The following is a 17,674-nucleotide window of genomic DNA, read 5'->3' on the forward strand; positions in this document are numbered from 1 at the left end:
ATTGCAGAGACGTAGTACTGCGCCGGATCTGTAGTCGCCATTGCGACCGGTGAGTCAGATTTGGCGGGCGCGCAGTATAACCACCTCGTCCTGGCACGGCAGCCCAATGCAAAACACCGCCCGAAGGCGGTGTTTTTTTCAGGCAGCGTCAGGAGGCAATCAGTTGCCGCAGAACGTAGTGCAGGATCCCGCCGGACTTGAAGTATTCCACTTCATTCAAGGTATCGATGCGGCACAGCACCTCGATCTTCTCCTGGCTGCCATCCTCACGGGTGATCACCAGGGTCAGGTTCATCCGCGGCGTCAGTTCCGTACCGCTGAGGCCGAGAATGTCCAGGGTTTCCTTGCCGGTCAGCTTCAGGCTCTTGCGGTTCTGGTCCAGCTTGAACTGCAAGGGCAGGACGCCCATGCCCACCAGGTTGGAGCGGTGGATACGTTCGAAGCTTTCGGCGATCACTGCCTTGACTCCCAGCAGGTTGGTGCCTTTGGCCGCCCAGTCGCGGCTCGAACCAGTGCCGTATTCCTGGCCGGCGATCACCACCAGCGGCGTGCCGTCGGCCTGGTAGCGCATGGCTGCGTCATAGATCGCCAACTTCTCGCCGGTGGGAATGTACAAGGTGTTGCCACCTTCCTCGCCGCCGAGCATTTCGTTGCGAATGCGGATGTTGGCGAAGGTACCGCGCATCATCACTTCGTGGTTGCCGCGCCGTGAGCCGTAGGAGTTGAAGTCCCGCGGTTCCACGCCCTTGTCCCGCAGGTAGCGGCCAGCCGGGCTGTCGGCCTTGATGTTGCCGGCCGGGGAGATGTGGTCGGTGGTCACCGAGTCCCCCAGCAGGGCCAGTACCCGGGCGCCGCTGACATCGGTGATCTGCGGCAGCGGGCCGGCGATGTCATCGAAGAACGGCGGGTGCTGGATATAGGTGGAGTCGTTCTGCCATACATAGGTGGCGGCCTGCGGCACTTCGATGGCTTGCCACTGTGCATCCCCGGCGAACACTTCGGCGTACTCCTTGTGGAACATCCGAGTGTTGACCTGGGCCACGGCGTCGGCGATCTCCTTGCTGCTGGGCCAGATATCCCGCAGGTACACCGGCTGGCCGTCCTTGCCCTGGCCTAGAGGCTCGCTGCTGATGTCGATGCGCACCGTGCCCGCCAGGGCATAGGCCACGACCAGGGGCGGCGAGGCCAGCCAGTTGGTTTTCACCAGTGGATGCACCCGGCCCTCGAAGTTGCGGTTGCCCGACAGCACCGAGGCCACGCTGAGGTCGGCCTGCTGGATGGCTTTCTCGATCGGCTCCTGCAGCGGGCCGGAGTTGCCGATGCAGGTGGTGCAGCCGTAGCCCACCAGATCGAAGCCCAGTTGGTCCAGGTAGGGCGTCAGGCCGGCAGCCTTGTAGTAGTCGGTCACCACCTTGGAACCTGGAGCCAACGAGCTCTTGACCCAGGGTTTGCGTTGCAGGCCTTTTTCCACGGCCTTCTTCGCCACCAGGCCGGCGGCCATCATGACGCTGGGGTTGGAGGTGTTGGTGCAGGAGGTGATGGCCGCGATCACCACGGCACCGTTTTTCAGGCGATAGGTCTGGCCGTCGTACTGGTAGTCGGCTTCGCCCACCAGGTCCGCGTTGCCCACCGCCACACCACCGCCACCTTCGCTTTCCAGGCGGCCTTCTTCCTTGCTGGTGGGTTTGAACTGCAGGTCGAGGAAGTCAGTGAAAGCCTGGGCAACGTTGGGCAGTGCAACCCGGTCCTGCGGCCGTTTGGGGCCGGCGAGGCTGGCCTCCACGGTGCCCATGTCCAGCGCCAGGCTGTCGGTGAATACCGGCTCCTTGCCCGGCAGGCGCCACAAGCCCTGGGCCTTGCTGTAGGCCTCCACCAGTTTCACCAGTTCGTCGGGGCGCCCGGACAGGCGCAGGTAGTCCAGAGTGATGTCATCCACCGGGAAGAAGCCGCAGGTGGCGCCGTATTCCGGTGCCATGTTGGCGATGGTGGCACGGTCCGCCAGGGGCAGGTCGGCCAGGCCGTCACCGTAGAACTCGACGAATTTGCCGACCACGCCTTTCTTGCGCAGCATCTGGGTCACCGTCAGCACCAGGTCGGTGGCGGTGATGCCTTCCTTGAGCTTGCCGGTGAGCTTGAAGCCGATGACTTCGGGAATCAGCATCGACACCGGCTGGCCGAGCATCGCCGCCTCGGCTTCGATCCCGCCCACGCCCCAGCCCAGTACGCCAAGGCCATTGATCATGGTGGTGTGGGAGTCAGTGCCCACCAGGGTGTCGGGGAAGGCGTAGGTGCGGCCGTCCTCGTCCTTGGTCCAGACCGTGCGTCCCAGGTATTCCAGGTTGACCTGGTGGCAGATGCCGGTGCCCGGCGGTACCACGCTGAAGTTGTCGAAGGCGCTCTGGCCCCAGCGCAGGAAGGCATAGCGCTCGCCGTTGCGTTGCATCTCGATATCGACGTTCTGCTCGAAAGCGCTGCTGCTGGCGAACTTGTCCACCATCACCGAGTGGTCGATCACCAGGTCCACCGGTGACAGCGGGTTGATCCGCTGCGGATCGCCACCGGCCTTGGCCATGGCGGCGCGCATCGCGGCCAGGTCGACCACCGCCGGCACCCCGGTGAAGTCCTGCATCAGCACCCGTGCGGGGCGGTACTGGATCTCGCGGTCGGAGCGGCGCTCCTTGAGCCAGGCCGCGATGGCCTTGAGGTCGGCGCCGGTGACGGTCTTGTCGTCCTCCCAGCGCAACAGGTTTTCCAGCAGGACTTTCAGCGACATGGGCAGGGTGTCGATATCACCCAGGCTCCTGGCGGCGTCCGGCAGGCTGAAATAGTGATAAGTCTTGTCGTCGACTTTTAGGGTCTTAAGGGTTTTCAGGCTATCGAGGGATGGCATTGAATGACTCCTTGTGGCCCGCACGGCTACGGGCCTGTGATACGGACAGAGAGTTAACCTAGCTCTGTTTGGGGCTTATAGCTAATCACTGGACTGCTGGGCTCAGTCCAAGGTTCCGAACTCGGTTATCATGCGCCGGTTTTCGTGACAGGCTTTGCTACAGGGCAGGTTTGCGCATCGATTCATCGCCATTTGCCCAGGAGATTCAATGAACACCCTGTTTATCCATTGCCGGCCCGGCTTCGAGGGCGAAGTCTGCTCCGAGATCGCCGACCACGCGGCCCGGCTGAATGTCGCCGGTTATGCCAAGGCCAAGCCCAGCACCGCCTGCGCCGAGTTCATCTGCACCGAGGACGACGGGGCCCAGCGTCTGATGCAGGGCCTGCGCTTCCCGGAGCTGATCTTTCCCCGGCAGTGGGCCCGGGGCGGCTTCATCGACCTGCCGGAAACCGACCGCATCAGCGTGATCCTGGCCTACCTGGCCAACTTCCCGCAGTGCGGCAGCCTGTGGCTGGAAGTGGTGGACACCAACGATGGCAAGGAGCTGTCCAACTTCTGCAAGAAGTTCGAAGCCCCCCTGCGCAAGGCCCTGACCGCGGCCGGCAAGCTGGTGGACGACGCAACCAAGCCGCGTTTGTTGCTGACCTTCAAGAGCGGTCGGGAAGTCTTTGTCGGCCTGGCTGATGCCGGCAACTCGGCCATGTGGCCCATGGGCATTCCACGGCTGAAATTCCCCCGGGAAGCGCCGAGCCGCTCGACCCTGAAGCTGGAAGAGGCCTGGCACCATTTCATTCCTCGGGACCAGTGGGACGAGCGTCTGCATGGCGACATGACCGGCGTCGACCTGGGGGCTGCCCCGGGCGGCTGGACCTGGCAACTGGTCAACCGCGGCATGCTGGTGACCGCCGTGGACAACGGCCCCATGGCTGAAAGCCTGATGGACACCGGCCTGGTGCAGCACCTGATGGCGGACGGCTTTACCTACAAGCCCAGGCAGCCGGTGGACTGGATGGTCTGCGACATCGTCGAGAAACCGGCGCGCAACGCCGCGCTGCTGGAGACCTGGATTGGCGAGGGGCACTGCCGCGAGGCGGTGGTCAACCTCAAACTGCCGATGAAGCAGCGCTATGCCGAAGTGAAGCGCTTGCTGGAGCGCATCGAAGAAGGCTTCAAGGCCCGGGGCATTCGCGTGGCCATTGGTTGTAAGCAGCTGTACCACGACCGCGAGGAAGTCACCTGCCACCTGCGGTGCCTGGATCTGAAAAAGCCCAAATCGGCGTAGTACCTGCAACACCACCCGCTTCCTGGTAGAGGCCGGCTTGCCGGCGAAAAAGGCCCCCCAACTGGTGCAAGGTGTGAGGATGCCTTCGCTGGCAAGCCAGCTCCTACGGCAGGACCGGGGCCGTGGAACGACAGCAACAGATGAACCGATGGCGGCATTGCGCGACAATGCCGGCCAGTTTCAGGAGTGATTCATGAGTCAGATTATCGATATGCCGGTTGACGGCACCCTCGACGCCACCGGCCTCAACTGCCCGGAGCCGGTGATGATGCTGCACCAGCACATCCGCGACCTGCCGCCGGGCGGGCTGTTGAAGGTGATTGCCACCGACCCCTCCACCCGCCGCGACATTCCCAAGTTCTGCGTGTTTCTCGACCATGAACTGGTAGCGCAGCAGGAAGAGGCAGGTACCTACCTCTACTGGATCCGCAAGAAGCTCGATTAACCCGCCGAGCGGCTGATGCGGATCTGCTTGCGCGCGCTGCGGGTCAGGCGGATCGACAGCATCAGCGCCGCGCAGCTCAAGCCCACGATCAGGCCTTCCCACAGGCCACTCGGGCCCCGCGCCGGACCGAACCAATCGGTCAGGCCCAGGGCGTAGCCCACCGGCAAGCCAATCCCCCAGTAGGCGAACAGGGTCAGGATCATGGTCACCCGAGTGTCCTGGTAGCCGCGCAATGCGCCGGCCGCCGTGACCTGGATGCCATCGGAAAACTGGAACAGCGCCGCATACACAATCAGCATCGAAGCGACCTGAATCACCATCGGGTCGGTGGTGTAGATGGTGGCGATGGGCTCACGCAGGAAGAACATCAGGCTCGCCGAAAGACAGGCATAGGCCAGTGACGTGGCCATCCCGACGCCGGCGCTGAAGCGTGCATTGCGGGGTTGCTGGCGGCCCAGGGCCTGGCCGACCCGCACGGTCACCGCCATGGCCAGGGAGTAGGGAATCATGAACATCAGGGCGCTGACGTTGAGGGCGATCTGGTGCCCGGCCACCACCGTGGCCCCCAGGCTGCCGATCAGCAGGGCGATCACCGCGAAAATGCTCGATTCGGCGAACACTGCAATGCCGATGGGCAGGCCGATGCTCAGCAAGCGCCCGATCATCGCCACTTGCGGCCAGTCGAAGCGGCTGAACAACTGAATCTTGCGGTAGGCCGGTGCCCAGAAAATCCAGCCGGCCATGCCCAGCATCATGGCCCACATCACGATGGCCGTGGCCCAGCCGCAACCGACGCCGCCCATGGCCGGTACACCGAAATGGCCATAGATGAAGATGTAGTTGATGGGGATGTTCAGGGCCAGGCCTCCCAGGCCGATGACCATGCTCGGCACTGTGCGGCCCAGGCCATCGCTGAGGCAGCGCAGTACGTAGTACAGCGCTACCGCCGGCAAGCCACTGGCGATGCCGTGCAGGTAGCCCATGCAGGGCTTGATCAGTTGCTGATCGACATTCATCAGGTGCAGCACCGGCTCGGCACTGATCAGTATCAGCAGGGCCGAGATCCCGGCTACCACGGCGAGCCACAGTGCCTGGCGCACCAGCGGGCCGATCTCGTGCAGGTTGCCGGCGCCGAAGCGCTGCGCCACCTTGGGCGTGGTGGCCAGCAGGGTGCCGGTCATCAGCAGGAACACCGGAATCCAGATCGAGTTGCCCAGGGCGACGGCTGCCAGATCCCGCGGGCCGACCCGGCCGGCCATCACGGCATCGACAAAGCCCATGGCGGTGGTGGCCACCTGGGCAATCATGATGGGCAGGGCCAGTACCAGCAGGTCATGCAGTTCACGGCCGACCCGGGCAGGGCGGCTGGTGGCGGTGGCGGCAGGGGAGTCAGTCACGGAATTCACGGGGCGTAGCGTCCATAGGTGGTGTTGCGCAGGACGCGACAGTCTACGCGTTGACATCTCAGTCAGGAAAACATCCCGTGTTGTGGATTTGTAAGCGCCGGAGGTGGTGAAAATGCCGGTTCGCGCGCATGCCGCGCTAGCCCGGCCTGGCATCTGCGCCTACACTGCGGCTCCGCCAGAGGAGCCTGCCATGTTGATTGTTGCCGACGAAAATATCCCCCTGATCGAAGAGTTCTTTGCTGGTTTCGGCGAGATCCGGCGTTTCCCCGGGCGCGCCATCGACCGGGCGACCGTGGAGCAGGCAGATGTGTTGCTGGTGCGCTCGGTGACCCAGGTCGACCGCCAGTTGCTGGAAGGCAGCCCGGTGCGGTTTGTCGGCACCTGCACCATCGGCACCGATCACCTGGACCTGGAGTATTTCCAGCAGGCCGGGATCACCTGGTCCAGCGCCCCGGGCTGCAACGCCCGGGGCGTGGTGGACTATGTGCTGGGTAGCCTGCTGACCCTGGCCGAGATCGAAGGCGTGGACCTGGCGCAGCGTTGCTATGGCGTGGTCGGTGCCGGTGAAGTGGGCGGGCGCCTGATCGAGGTGCTGCGTGGCCTGGGCTGGAATGTGCTGGTCTGCGATCCGCAGCGGCAGGCGGCGGAAGGCGGCGACTATGTCAGCCTGGAGCAGTTGCTCGAGCGTTGCGATGTCATCAGCCTGCACACACCCCTGACCAAGAGCGGGCAAGACTCCACCTGGCACCTGCTGGATCGCCAGCGGCTGAACCGGCTCAGGCACGGCACCTGGCTGATCAACGCGGCCCGTGGCCCGGTGGTGGATAACCGGGCCCTGGCTGAGGTGCTGCGCCAGCGCGAGGATTTGCAGGCGGTGCTGGATGTCTGGGAGGAGGAGCCGACGGTGGATGCTTCCCTGGCGGACCTCTGCGTGCTGGCGACGCCGCATATCGCCGGTTACAGCCTGGACGGCAAGCAACGGGGCACGGCGCAGATCTACCAGGCCTACTGCCGTTTCCTCGGGCAGGCCGAGCAGGTCAGCCTGTCGGCCTTGCTGCCGGCGCCCTGGGTGCCTCAGGTCAGCCTGAATGCCAATGCGGACCCGGCCTGGGCCCTGGCGATGATCTGCCGTGCCGTGTATGACCCGCGTCGCGACGATGCGGATTTTCGCCGTAGCCTGTCGGACGATGTCGCTCAGCAGCGCAGCGCCTTCGATGGTCTGCGCAAGCATTATCCGGAGCGCCGCGAGATCGACGGCCTGGAAGTGCGCATCCAGGGCGAGTCCGCGGCCTTGAGCCGGATCGTCCGTGCCTTGGGTGCCCGGGAAGCCTGAAACCGCGCATAAAAAACCCGGCCGCAAGGCCGGGTCAAGAGGACGTGAGGCTGTGTGTCAATCTTGCCGAGCAGGCTTGACCAGTCGCTTTTCCAGTTCGCGGCAGGCGTTCTGGATCATGTCTTCAGTAATAGGTACTTCGCGACCCTGGGCGTCGATGATGGCACACCCCAGAGACTGGTTCGGCTGGGTACGGATCACTTGAATCTTGTCATTGCTGCTGTGTTGCAAGGACATGGCCTGTCTCCTCATCAGGTTGTGTGCTTACTCTAGAATGGCCGGGTGACCAAGCTGTTACAGACCGCCGCGAGGGCTGGCCCGGCGACTTCACTCCAACAGAAATGCCCGGGGAGTGCCAGCCACGGATTAGACCGATAATCTCTAGGCTCTAGTGTCAGCGGTCATAATCAACCTGACTCATTGTGATTTACCAAAGTTCCTGCGAATTCATCTCGTTGCCGTTGCTGCAACGAACGGCTCGCCGGTGCGTCAATGGATGAACAGCATGCTTTCTTCTCGTCACCGCCGGGCGCTGCATCTGGCCAGTCGCTTTGTCGCTCCCTACCGTTGGCAGGCGCTGGGCGCCTTGCTGGCACTGATAGTTACCGCCGGCATTACCCTGTCCATGGGGCAGGGCATTCGCCTGTTGGTGGACCAGGGCTTCATGACTCAATCGCCCCATCTGTTGAACCAGTCCATCGGCCTGTTCCTGCTGCTGGTGCTGGCGCTGGCGGTGGGCACCTTCGTGCGCTTTTACCTGGTGTCGTGGATTGGCGAGCGTTGCGTGGCGGATATCCGGCGCCAGGTGTTCAATCACCTGATCTACCTGCATCCCGGGTTCTACGAAAACAACCGCAGCTCGGAAATCCAGTCGCGCTTGACCGCGGACACCACCTTGCTGCAATCGGTGATCGGGTCTTCGCTGTCGCTGTTTTTGCGCAATGCGCTGATGGTGCTGGGGGGGATCGTGCTGCTGTTTGTCACCAACCCGAAGCTCACCAGCATTGTGGTCATCGCCTTGCCGCTGGTGCTGGCGCCAATCCTGATCTTCGGTCGGCGGGTGCGCAGCCTGTCGCGCCTGAGCCAGGACCGGATTGCCGATGTCGGCAGCTATGTCTCGGAAACCCTCGGCCAGATCAAGACGGTCCAGGCCTATAACCACCAACCCCAGGATGAACGGCGGTTTGCCGTGACCGTGGAGCAGGCGTTCGACACGGCGCGCAAGCGGATTGTCCAGCGTGCCTGGCTGATCACCCTGGTGATCGTCCTGGTGCTGGGGGCGGTGGGGGTGATGCTCTGGGTCGGTGGCATGGACGTGATTGCCGGGCGCATCTCCGGCGGCGAACTGGCTGCATTCGTCTTCTACAGCCTGATTGTCGGCAGTGCCTTCGGCACCCTGAGCGAAGTGATCGGCGAGTTGCAGCGCGCGGCCGGTGCGGCGGAGCGGATTGCCGAATTGTTACGGGCGGACAATATCATCCAGCCGCCCGCCGACGGGCTGGTAAGCCTGCCGGCGCGGGTGCGGGGTGATCTGCAGCTGGACGGGCTGCGGTTTTCCTATCCGTCGCGGCCCGACCGCTTCGCGATCGATGGTTTGAGCCTGAGCATCCGGGCCGGAGAGACTCTGGCGTTGGTGGGGCCTTCCGGGGCTGGTAAATCCACCCTTTATGATCTGTTGCTGCGCTTCTATGACCCGCAGCAGGGAAGGATCCTGCTGGATGGCGTGGCCCTGACCCAGCTCGACCCGCTGGACCTGCGTCGCTGCTTCGCCCTGGTTTCGCAAAGCCCGGCGCTGTTCTACGGCAGCATCGAGGAGAACATTCGCTACGGCAATCCCGAGGCGACCCTGGCCCAGGTCCAGGAAGCGGCGAAGATCGCCTATGCCCATGAGTTCATCGAACAGATGCCCGAGGGTTACCAGACCCACCTGGGGGATGCCGGGCTTGGCCTTTCGGGCGGCCAGCGCCAGCGCCTGGCGATAGCTAGGGCCTTGCTGGTGGACGCGCCGATCCTGCTACTGGACGAAGCCACCAGCGCCCTGGACGCGCAAAGCGAGCACCTGATCCAGCAGGCCTTGCCCAGCCTGATGAAGAACCGCACCACCCTGGTGATCGCCCATCGCCTGGCCACGGTGAAGAATGCCGACCGGATCGCGGTCATGGACCAGGGCAGGCTGGTCGCGGTGGGTACCCATCAGCAACTGATTGCCAGCAACCCCTTGTATGCGCGCCTGGCGGCCCTGCAATTCAGCGATGGCTGAGCCCACGCACCCCTGAGCCCTGTAGTCGCTGCCGAGCCTGCGAGGCTGCGCACGAGCACGTAGTCCTCGCCAACGTAGCGAGCGCTTTACGGCCACTTCGTGCCCGGTCGCAGGCTCGGCAGCGGCTACAGGTATTGGAGGGTGTTGGGGGAGATACAAAAATGCCCGCATTGCTGCGGGCATTTTTTGTTGTGGGTCGGTGCTTACTGATCGTCGAAGTAGCGTTCGTGCCAGTCCACCAGGGGCTGCGGCGAATTGAGCTTCTGGCCGTAGATCACCGAGTAGGACAGTACGTTCTGCACGTACTGGCGGGTTTCGTCGAAAGGAATGCTTTCCACCCAGACATCGAAACTCAGGTGGTCGGCCCCCTTGAGCCACTGGCGCACCCGCCCGGGGCCGGCGTTGTAGGCGGCGGAAGCCAGTACCCGATTGCCGTTGAACTGGCTGTGGACCTGGCTCAGGTAGGCGGCGCCCAACTGAATGTTCTTGTCCGGGTCCAGCACTTGCTGGGGCGAGGCCAGGGGAATGCTGAACTTGCGCGCGGTTTCCTTGGCGGTGCCGGGCATCAGTTGCATCAGGCCGCTGGCGCCGACGCCGGAACGGGCGTCGTCCATGAAGGCGCTTTCCTGGCGGGTAATGGCGAACACCCAGCTGGAATGCAGGCCGCGAACCTTGGCTTCGCGCACCAGGGTGTCGCGGTGGGCCATGGGGAAGCGGATGTCCAGGTCATCCCAGTACTGGGCCTGGCTGATGGTGCGAATGGCCGGGAAGTACCATTTCAGGTCGTAGGCCAGCTTGGCCTGGGCAACCATTTCGTCGCGGTTGAAATGCCGGCTGACGTGGTACCACTCGCGGCGGCCGTCGACGATCTGCCCGCGGGCATGCAGCTCCAGGGCGCGGCGTACACCCGGGGTGTTGCGTACCTTGTTGATCACGGCCTGGCTGAGCATCAGCGGCTGGTTGTTGAGCTGGTAGGGCGCCTTGGCGTGATCGGCGGCAAGGAAACCGTAGAAATCCCGCTCCCGGGCCAGGCCCTTGAACAATACCTGGGCCTGGGGGTTCTTCGGTTCGGCCAGTTCCAGGCTGCGGGCCTGCCAGTAGCGCCAGCGGTTGGTGGTGGCCAGGTCCTGGGGCAGCTTGCGGGTCAGCTGATAGGCGTCTTCCCAGCGCGCCAGGCGCAGCAGCAGGCGCAGGCGCCATTCGGAGACGGTGTTGTCCCGCAGCTCGGGATCGTACTTGGTCATCACGTCCAGGGCGCGGCTGTCGAAGCGCCGTGCCAGGGTCAGGCCGATCTCGCGGGCGATGGCCACTTTTTCGTCACGGGAAAAGTGCATGCTGCTGGCATAGCCATCCAGCAGGGCCATGGCCTTGTCCGGATCCTGGCGCGCCAGGCGGCGCAGGCCGAGGCCAACCACGTCGGACATGGCTTCATCGGCAGGCTGGAAGCGCGAGGGCTGGCTCAGCAGTTCGGGTTTTTGCGCCACGTCCACCAGCAGGCGGCCCTGGGGCGCCAGGGTGGTCATGCTCTTTACCAGGCTGTTGGCCAGGGGATAGTTGCGGGTCTCGGCGGCCAGTTTGGCTCGCTGCCAGCGCTTCTGTTCGGTCAACTGGCCTTCGGCGGCCCACTGGGCGAACAACGCGTCGCAGGCAGCAGGTTGGGATTTGCCGGTCAGCCAGAGCTTCTCGGTGGCGGCGTAGCCTTCGGCCTTGAGGTTGTGCCCCAGCTGGTACTGGCCATTGAGGCAGTCCAGTTCGGTGAAGTTGAGTTTCGGATCGTAGTACTTGGTGAAGGTCGCCCAGTCGCCGCGTTCGGCCAGCCAGCGCAACCAGCGCAGTTTCATCCAGTTGGCCTGGGGCAGGTCCCCATGTTCGGCGAGGAACTTCTCGATCTCGGGGTTGCTGGCGGATTTCAGCCGGGCGGTGAGCTCGTCGTAGGCCAGGTAGGGCTCCAGCGGATAGTCGCGCAGCGCATCGGCATAACGGAAATAGGGGCCGGAATCGCCTTTGGCCAGGGCGCGCTTGGCTTCATCGTAATACTGGCGCTGTAGAGTCAGGTCTGCCGCCTGGGCGCAGTGGACGGCTGTGGTGGAAAGAAGCAGGCAAGATAAAACACTGAAAAGGCGACTGCGCATGAGACATCCGGGCAGAGAAATCATGACAAGTGCCGACAGGGCCAACACTGATTGCTCACTAGCTTAGCCTTTTGCCAGCAACCGGTGAAAGCTTTGCCGGCCTGCTGGCATCAGTTGGCAACAAATGTGCCGCGAGCGCCCTCGTGGGCGAAATACCCGGCCTTCTGCGGGCTCAACTCAGGTAGAATGCGCGCCCGGTTTTTGGAGAAGAACATGACCCTGCTCAAATTCAGCGATGTGTCCCTTGCTTTCGGCGCCATGCCGTTGTTGGACAAGGTGTCCTGGCAGATCGCCCGTGGTGAGCGGGTGTGCATCATCGGCCGTAACGGTACTGGCAAATCCAGCATGATGAAGCTGGTCAAGGGCGATCAGAAGCCCGACGACGGCTCCGTATGGCGCGCACCCGGTCTGAAGATCGGCGAATTGCCCCAGGAATTGCCGGTGGCCGACGAGCGGACCGTGTTCGACGTGGTCGCCCAGGGCCTGGACGGTGTCGGCGAGTTGCTGGCTCAGTACCACCACCTGAGCCAGAACATCGTCACCGACGCCGATCTGGAAAAACTGATGCACGTCCAGCACGACCTCGAAGCCCGTGACGGCTGGCGCCTGCAACAACTGGTGGACAGCACCCTGAGCCGCCTGCAGCTGCCGGCCGACAAGACCCTCGCCGAGTTGTCCGGCGGCTGGCGTCGTCGCGTGCTGCTAGCCCAGGCCCTGGTGTCCGAGCCGGACCTGCTGCTGCTCGACGAGCCCACCAACCACCTGGACATCGGTGCCATCGCCTGGCTGGAAGAGGCGCTGAAGGATTTCCAGGGGGCGGTCCTCTTTATTACCCACGACCGTTCCTTCCTGCAGAACCTGGCCACCCGCATCCTCGAGCTGGACCGCGGCGGCCTGATCGACTGGAACGGCGACTACGCCAGCTTCCTGGTGCACAAGGAAGCCATGCTGGCGGCGGAAGAAACCGCCAACGCGCTGTTCGACAAGCGCCTGGCCCAGGAGGAAGTCTGGATTCGCCAGGGCATCAAGGCCCGGCGCACCCGCAACGAAGGCCGCGTGCGCGCCCTCAAGGCGCTGCGTGTCGAGCGCAGCGAACGTCGCGAGCGTACCGGCAAGGCCAATATCCAGCTGGAAACCGCAGACAAGTCCGGCAAGCAGGTGATGGTGCTGGAGAACGTCAGCTTCGCTCACCCGGACGGTCCGTTCCTGGTCAAGGACTTCTCCATGGTCCTGCAGCGCGGCGACCGCATCGGCCTCTTGGGCGCCAACGGTACCGGCAAGACCACGCTGCTCAAGCTGATGCTCGGTGGCCTGGTGCCCAGCAGCGGTAAGGTGGAAGAGGGTACGCGTATCGACGTGGCCTACTTCGACCAGTTGCGCCATCAGCTGGATCTGGAAAAGACCGTGATCGACAACGTCGCCGAAGGTCGCGACTTCATCGAGATCGATGGCCAGAGCCGCCACGTGCTGAGCTACCTCGGCGACTTCCTGTTCAGCCCGCAGCGTGCTCGCACGCCGGTCAAGGCGTTGTCTGGCGGCGAACGTGCGCGGTTGCTGCTGGCCAAGCTGTTCAGTAAACCGGCCAACCTGCTGGTGCTCGATGAACCGACCAACGACCTGGATGTAGAAACCCTCGAACTGCTGGAAGAGGTGCTGCTGACCTTCCAGGGCACTGTGCTGATGGTCAGCCACGACCGGGCATTCCTCGACAACGTGGTGACCAGCACCCTGGTCTTCGAAGGCGAAGGCAAGGTGCGCGAGTACGTCGGCGGCTACCAGGACTGGTTGCGCCAGGGCGGTTCGCCGCGGTTGCTGGGGGTGACCGAGAACAAGTCCGGCAAGGCCGAGCTGAATTCTGCAGTGGTGGCACCGGTACAGGCGGCTCCGGCTCCTGTCCAGGAAGCGCCGGCGGCGAAAAAGAAGCTCAGCTACAAATTGCAGCGCGAGCTTGAGGCTTTGCCGGGGCAGATCGATGCCATGGAGCAGCAGATCGCCGGGGTCGAGGCGGAAATGGCCGACGCTGGTTTCTATCAGCGCCCGGCGGCGGAAACTGCAGCGGTAATTGCCCGCCTTGAGCAGTTGAATGCCGAACTGGAGCAGATGGTCGAGCGCTGGGCCGAACTGGATGCCTGAGTGACCGGTTGCTGATAAAAAAGCCCGACTGCAGAGTCGGGCTTTTTTTCAGTGCGCTTGCCAGCTTTTGGGAGCCGGCAACCCTCGGGGCGGGTTCAGCGTTTGACCAGGTGCACGGCCAGCACGTCGCAAGGCGCGCCGTGCAGGACATCATTGGCGGTGGAGCCCAGCAGCAGGGCCAGGCCATGTCGGCCGTGGCTGCCGACCACGATCAGGTCGCATTCCTGTTCCTTGGCCAGGTGATGGATTTCCTGGCGCGGCTGGCCGTAGGTCAGGTGGCTGTATTCCTTGGTCAGCTCCGGGTACTTGTTGATCAGCCGATCAAGACGCTCCCGGGCCTGGTCGAACTGTTGCTGCTGCAACTGCGAAAGATCCATGGGGACGTCGCCCCCGAAGGCCATGGCCATGGGTTCGACAATGTGCACCAGGGACAGCTTGGCTCCATTGCTCACCGACAGCTCGCGAGCACGGTGGATAACAGGATCGCACTCTTCGGTTAGATCTACGGCGACCAGAATATGGTGGTAGGGCATGAGGTGCTCCTCCTGAGGGTTGCAATAGCTTCAAGTATGGCTGGTTTCAAGCGGGTTGGTTTGACCCAGGTCCCGCTCATCAAAAATCGAGAGTACAGATATGACGGTCTGGATAGTGGTGTCAATCCTTGCGGTAGTTCTCAGTCCGCTGGCGTGGTTGCGACCTTCTCGTCGCCAGAGCGGGTTGATCGCCTTGCGCATGGAGGCGCGACGCATGGGCCTGGCCATGCAACTGGCCCCTCAGGAGTGGCCGCACTGGCTGGGCCAGGAGCCGCCCAACCCTTGCCCGCAGTATCACCGGCCACGGCGCAGCGGGCAGCCTGTGTGTTGGAGTTATTGGCAGATCGCGCCGGGCAACTGGGTCAACCAGTGGCGCGAGCCCTGTGTCGATGAGCCACTGCTCAAGCACTTCCAGGCCTTGCCGGCAGGGGTGTTCAAGGTCGAGGCGGACAAGCAGATGATCGCCCTGTACTGGAACGAGCGTGGCGAGGTCAGTGTTTTGCAGGATATTGCCTCGGTGCTCAAGGCGTTGGCCTGAGTCATCCAGGGGAGGGTGCGCGCGGCAATCGCGGGCAGCCGGCAATAAAAAGCCCGATATCAGCATCGGGCGGGGATGGCCAGGCAGGCCGGTAATCTCGTGGCTGCCACCCGGGGTGGCCTCTTGCAGAATGGGGCGGTGCCCCTGTCGCACAAACTGTGCGGCTTCTTCAGATATTTTCCCAGCGTAGTCGCTCTTTCTCCCATTCAGTGCGAGATTTAGGGCGCATTTTCTAAATATAGATCCTATGAATGGTTATGAATGCAGGGGCGTGTTGATCGTCCAGGGAGCAATGGAGTGACCGCAAAGTCGCGTTTCAAACAGCATTTTGGACGATTGACAATTGCTGGATTTTCCCTGAATGTGGCGTACCCAAATCAAACGGGCGTATGAAATGAGCGTTTGCATCGCAGGCGGCTCTATACAGAATCCCGACTATCGCGTTGGCGGGTGTGCCTGGCGGATTGGCGTTAGCATCGACGGTGACGTTAGTGCCATGCCAGAAGTCAGCGTCCGACGTGTACTGTTCAGCTTCCATATCGTGGAGATCAGTTGATGATTTACGAAGGTAAAGCCATCACGGTTAAGGCTCTTGAAAGTGGCATCGTCGAATTGAATTTCGACCTCAAGGGTGAGTCCGTCAACAAGTTCAACCGTCTAACCCTGAACGAATTGCGTCAGGCTGTTGACACCATCAAGGCAGATGCTTCGATCAAGGGCGTGATCGTCAGCAGCGGCAAGGACGTGTTCATCGTCGGCGCCGACATCACCGAGTTTGTCGACAACTTCAAGCTGCCGGATGCCGAGCTGGTGGCAGGCAACCTCGAAGCCAACAAGATCTTCAGCGATTTCGAAGACCTCAACGTGCCAACCGTTGCCGCGATCAACGGCATCGCCCTGGGCGGCGGCCTGGAAATGTGCCTGGCGGCGGACTACCGCGTCATGGCTGCCAGTGCCAAGATCGGCCTGCCGGAAGTCAAGCTGGGCATCTACCCGGGCTTCGGCGGTACCGTGCGCCTGCCGCGCCTGATCGGTGCCGACAACGCCATCGAGTGGATTGCCGCCGGCAAGGAAAACCGTGCTGAAGACGCGCTGAAAGTCGGTGCCGTCGACGCCGTGGTTGCTCCCGACAAACTCAAGGACGCCGCTCTGGCCCTGGTCAAGCGCGCCATTTCCGGCGAGTTCGACTACAAGGCCAAGCGCCAGCCTAAGCTGGAAAAGCTCAAGCTCAACGCCATTGAGCAGATGATGGCTTTCGAAACCGCCAAAGGTTTCGTGGCCGGCCAGGCTGGCCCGAACTACCCGGCACCGGTCGAAGCGATCAAGACCATTCAGAAAGCCGCTAACTTCGGCCGCGACAAAGCCTTGGAAGTAGAGGCCGCCGGCTTCGTCAAACTGGCCAAGACCTCTGCTGCGCAAAGCCTGATCGGCCTGTTCCTGAACGATCAGGAACTGAAGAAAAAGGCCAAGGCCTACGACGAAATCGCCAAGGACGTGAAGCAGGCCGCCGTACTCGGCGCCGGTATCATGGGTGGCGGTATCGCCTATCAGTCGGCCTCCAAAGGCACGCCGATCCTGATGAAGGACATCAATGAACACGGCATCGAGCAGGGGCTGGCGGAAGCCGCGAAACTGCTGGTGGGCCGCGTTGACAAAGGCCGCATGACCGCCGCGAAGATGGCTGAAGTGCTCAACGGCATTCGTCCGACCCTGTCCTACGGTGACTTCGGCAACGTCGACCTGGTGGTTGAAGCCGTGGTCGAGAACCCCAAGGTCAAGCAGATCGTGCTGGCTGAAGTGGAAGGCCAGGTCAAGGAGGACACCATCCTGGCGTCCAACACCTCGACCATTTCCATCAGCCTGCTGGCCAAGGCCCTCAAGCGTCCGGAAAACTTCGTCGGCATGCACTTCTTCAACCCGGTGCACATGATGCCGCTGGTGGAAGTGATCCGTGGCGAGAAGTCTAGCGAGCTGGCCGTTGCCACCACCGTTGCCTACGCCAAGAAAATGGGCAAGAACCCGATCGTGGTCAACGACTGCCCGGGCTTTTTGGTCAACCGCGTGCTGTTCCCGTACTTCGGCGGTTTCGCCAAGCTGGTCAGCGCCGGTGTGGACTTCGTGCGCATCGACAAGATCATGGAGAAATTCGGCTGGCCAATGGGCCCAGCGTACCTGATGGATGTGGTCGGCATCGACACCGGCCACCACGGTCGCGATGTCATGGCCGAAGGCTTCCCGGATCGCATGAAGGACGATCGCCGCTCGGCCGTGGACGTGCTCTACGAAGCCAAGCGCCTGGGCCAGAAGAACGGCAAGGGCTTCTACGCCTACGAAACCGACAAGAAGGGCAAGCAGAAGAAGGTGGCCGATCCGTCGGTGCTGGAAGTGCTCAAGCCGATTGTCTACGAGCAGCGTGAAGTCACCGACGAAGACATCATCAACTGGATGATGATCCCGTTGTGCCTGGAAACCGTTCGTTGCCTGGAAGACGGCATCGTTGAAACCGCTGCCGAAGCTGACATGGGCCTGGTCTACGGCATTGGTTTCCCTCCATTCCGTGGCGGTGCGCTGCGCTACATCGATTCCATCGGTGTTGCCGAGTTCGTTGCCCTGGCCGACCAGTACGCCGATCTGGGCGCGCTGTACCACCCGACCGCGAAGCTGCGTGAAATGGCCAAGAACGGCCAGAGCTTCTTCGGTTAAGCGCCCACACTAGAGCGAG

The 17,674-nt window shown here is 62.8% G+C and carries 12 protein-coding genes; 7 read left to right on the forward strand and 5 right to left on the reverse strand.

What is annotated here, in order from left to right; translation table 11 throughout:
• Nucleotides 1-148: 148 nt before the first annotated feature.
• On the reverse strand, nucleotides 149-2,890 hold the full coding sequence (acnA, locus tag ABCR88_RS10515; RefSeq protein ID WP_350404504.1) for an aconitate hydratase AcnA: 2,742 nt from the start codon (nucleotides 2,888-2,890) through the stop codon (nucleotides 149-151).
• A 208-nt stretch (nucleotides 2,891-3,098) separates the two neighbouring features.
• Between acnA and rlmM the strand changes: the two genes are divergently transcribed.
• Both rlmM and tusA read left to right on the forward strand, forming a co-directional pair.
• Nucleotides 3,099-4,172 carry a 23S rRNA (cytidine(2498)-2'-O)-methyltransferase RlmM gene (rlmM, locus tag ABCR88_RS10520; protein WP_350404506.1) on the forward strand — a complete coding sequence of 358 codons (1,074 nt, stop codon included), beginning with the start codon at nucleotides 3,099-3,101 and terminating at the stop codon, nucleotides 4,170-4,172.
• A gap of 193 nt (nucleotides 4,173-4,365) precedes the next feature.
• Entirely contained in the window at nucleotides 4,366-4,617 is a 252-nt protein-coding gene (gene tusA, locus ABCR88_RS10525) for a sulfurtransferase TusA (RefSeq protein WP_232644138.1), read from the forward strand.
• Here tusA and ABCR88_RS10530 read toward each other — a convergent pair.
• Complete coding sequence (locus tag ABCR88_RS10530; RefSeq protein WP_350404507.1) at nucleotides 4,614-6,023, reverse strand: MATE family efflux transporter; 1,410 nt, start codon at nucleotides 6,021-6,023, stop codon at nucleotides 4,614-4,616. The two genes, tusA and ABCR88_RS10530, sit on opposite strands and share 4 nt — an antisense overlap.
• A 190-nt stretch (nucleotides 6,024-6,213) precedes the next feature.
• On the opposite strand from ABCR88_RS10530, the gene pdxB reads away from it, so the two are divergent.
• Complete coding sequence (gene pdxB / locus ABCR88_RS10535; protein ID WP_053157146.1) at nucleotides 6,214-7,356, forward strand: 4-phosphoerythronate dehydrogenase PdxB; 1,143 nt, start codon at nucleotides 6,214-6,216, stop codon at nucleotides 7,354-7,356.
• 57 nt (nucleotides 7,357-7,413) lie between these two features.
• On the opposite strand, the gene ABCR88_RS10540 is transcribed toward pdxB, so the two are convergent.
• The gene (locus ABCR88_RS10540; RefSeq protein ID WP_011060254.1) at nucleotides 7,414-7,593 is read right to left on the reverse strand and encodes a PA1571 family protein; all 180 of its coding nucleotides are present in this window, start codon (nucleotides 7,591-7,593) and stop codon (nucleotides 7,414-7,416) included.
• Between the two features lie 259 nt (nucleotides 7,594-7,852).
• On the opposite strand from ABCR88_RS10540, the gene ABCR88_RS10545 reads away from it, so the two are divergent.
• Nucleotides 7,853-9,616 (forward strand): ABC transporter transmembrane domain-containing protein, encoded by a 1,764-nt coding sequence (locus ABCR88_RS10545; RefSeq protein WP_350404508.1) that lies wholly within the window; start codon nucleotides 7,853-7,855, stop codon nucleotides 9,614-9,616.
• 203 nt (nucleotides 9,617-9,819) lie between these two features.
• Here the strand turns inward: ABCR88_RS10545 and ABCR88_RS10550 are convergent, their stop codons facing one another.
• Entirely contained in the window at nucleotides 9,820-11,748 is a 1,929-nt protein-coding gene (locus ABCR88_RS10550; protein WP_350404510.1) for a transglycosylase SLT domain-containing protein, read from the reverse strand.
• Between the two features lie 213 nt (nucleotides 11,749-11,961).
• Between ABCR88_RS10550 and ABCR88_RS10555 the strand changes: the two genes are divergently transcribed.
• The gene (locus ABCR88_RS10555; protein WP_015634808.1) at nucleotides 11,962-13,881 is read left to right on the forward strand and encodes an ATP-binding cassette domain-containing protein; all 1,920 of its coding nucleotides are present in this window, start codon (nucleotides 11,962-11,964) and stop codon (nucleotides 13,879-13,881) included.
• A gap of 95 nt (nucleotides 13,882-13,976) precedes the next feature.
• Here the strand turns inward: ABCR88_RS10555 and ABCR88_RS10560 are convergent, their stop codons facing one another.
• Nucleotides 13,977-14,414: a universal stress protein gene (locus tag ABCR88_RS10560; protein WP_011060258.1), complete on the reverse strand. Its 438-nt coding sequence runs from the start codon at nucleotides 14,412-14,414 to the stop codon at nucleotides 13,977-13,979.
• 100 nt (nucleotides 14,415-14,514) lie between these two features.
• Here ABCR88_RS10560 and ABCR88_RS10565 point away from each other — a divergent pair, with 100 nt between their 5' ends.
• Nucleotides 14,515-14,952, forward strand: coding sequence for a hypothetical protein (locus tag ABCR88_RS10565; RefSeq protein WP_015634809.1), 438 nt, complete (start codon nucleotides 14,515-14,517; stop codon nucleotides 14,950-14,952).
• 555 nt (nucleotides 14,953-15,507) lie between these two features.
• Nucleotides 15,508-17,655 (forward strand): fatty acid oxidation complex subunit alpha FadB, encoded by a 2,148-nt coding sequence (fadB, locus tag ABCR88_RS10570; protein WP_011060260.1) that lies wholly within the window; start codon nucleotides 15,508-15,510, stop codon nucleotides 17,653-17,655.
• The last annotated feature ends 19 nt before the right edge of the window (nucleotides 17,656-17,674 follow it).

This window comes from Pseudomonas sp. W17, assembly GCF_040268305.1.
GTDB classification, from domain to species: Bacteria; Pseudomonadota; Gammaproteobacteria; order Pseudomonadales; family Pseudomonadaceae; genus Aquipseudomonas; species Aquipseudomonas protegens.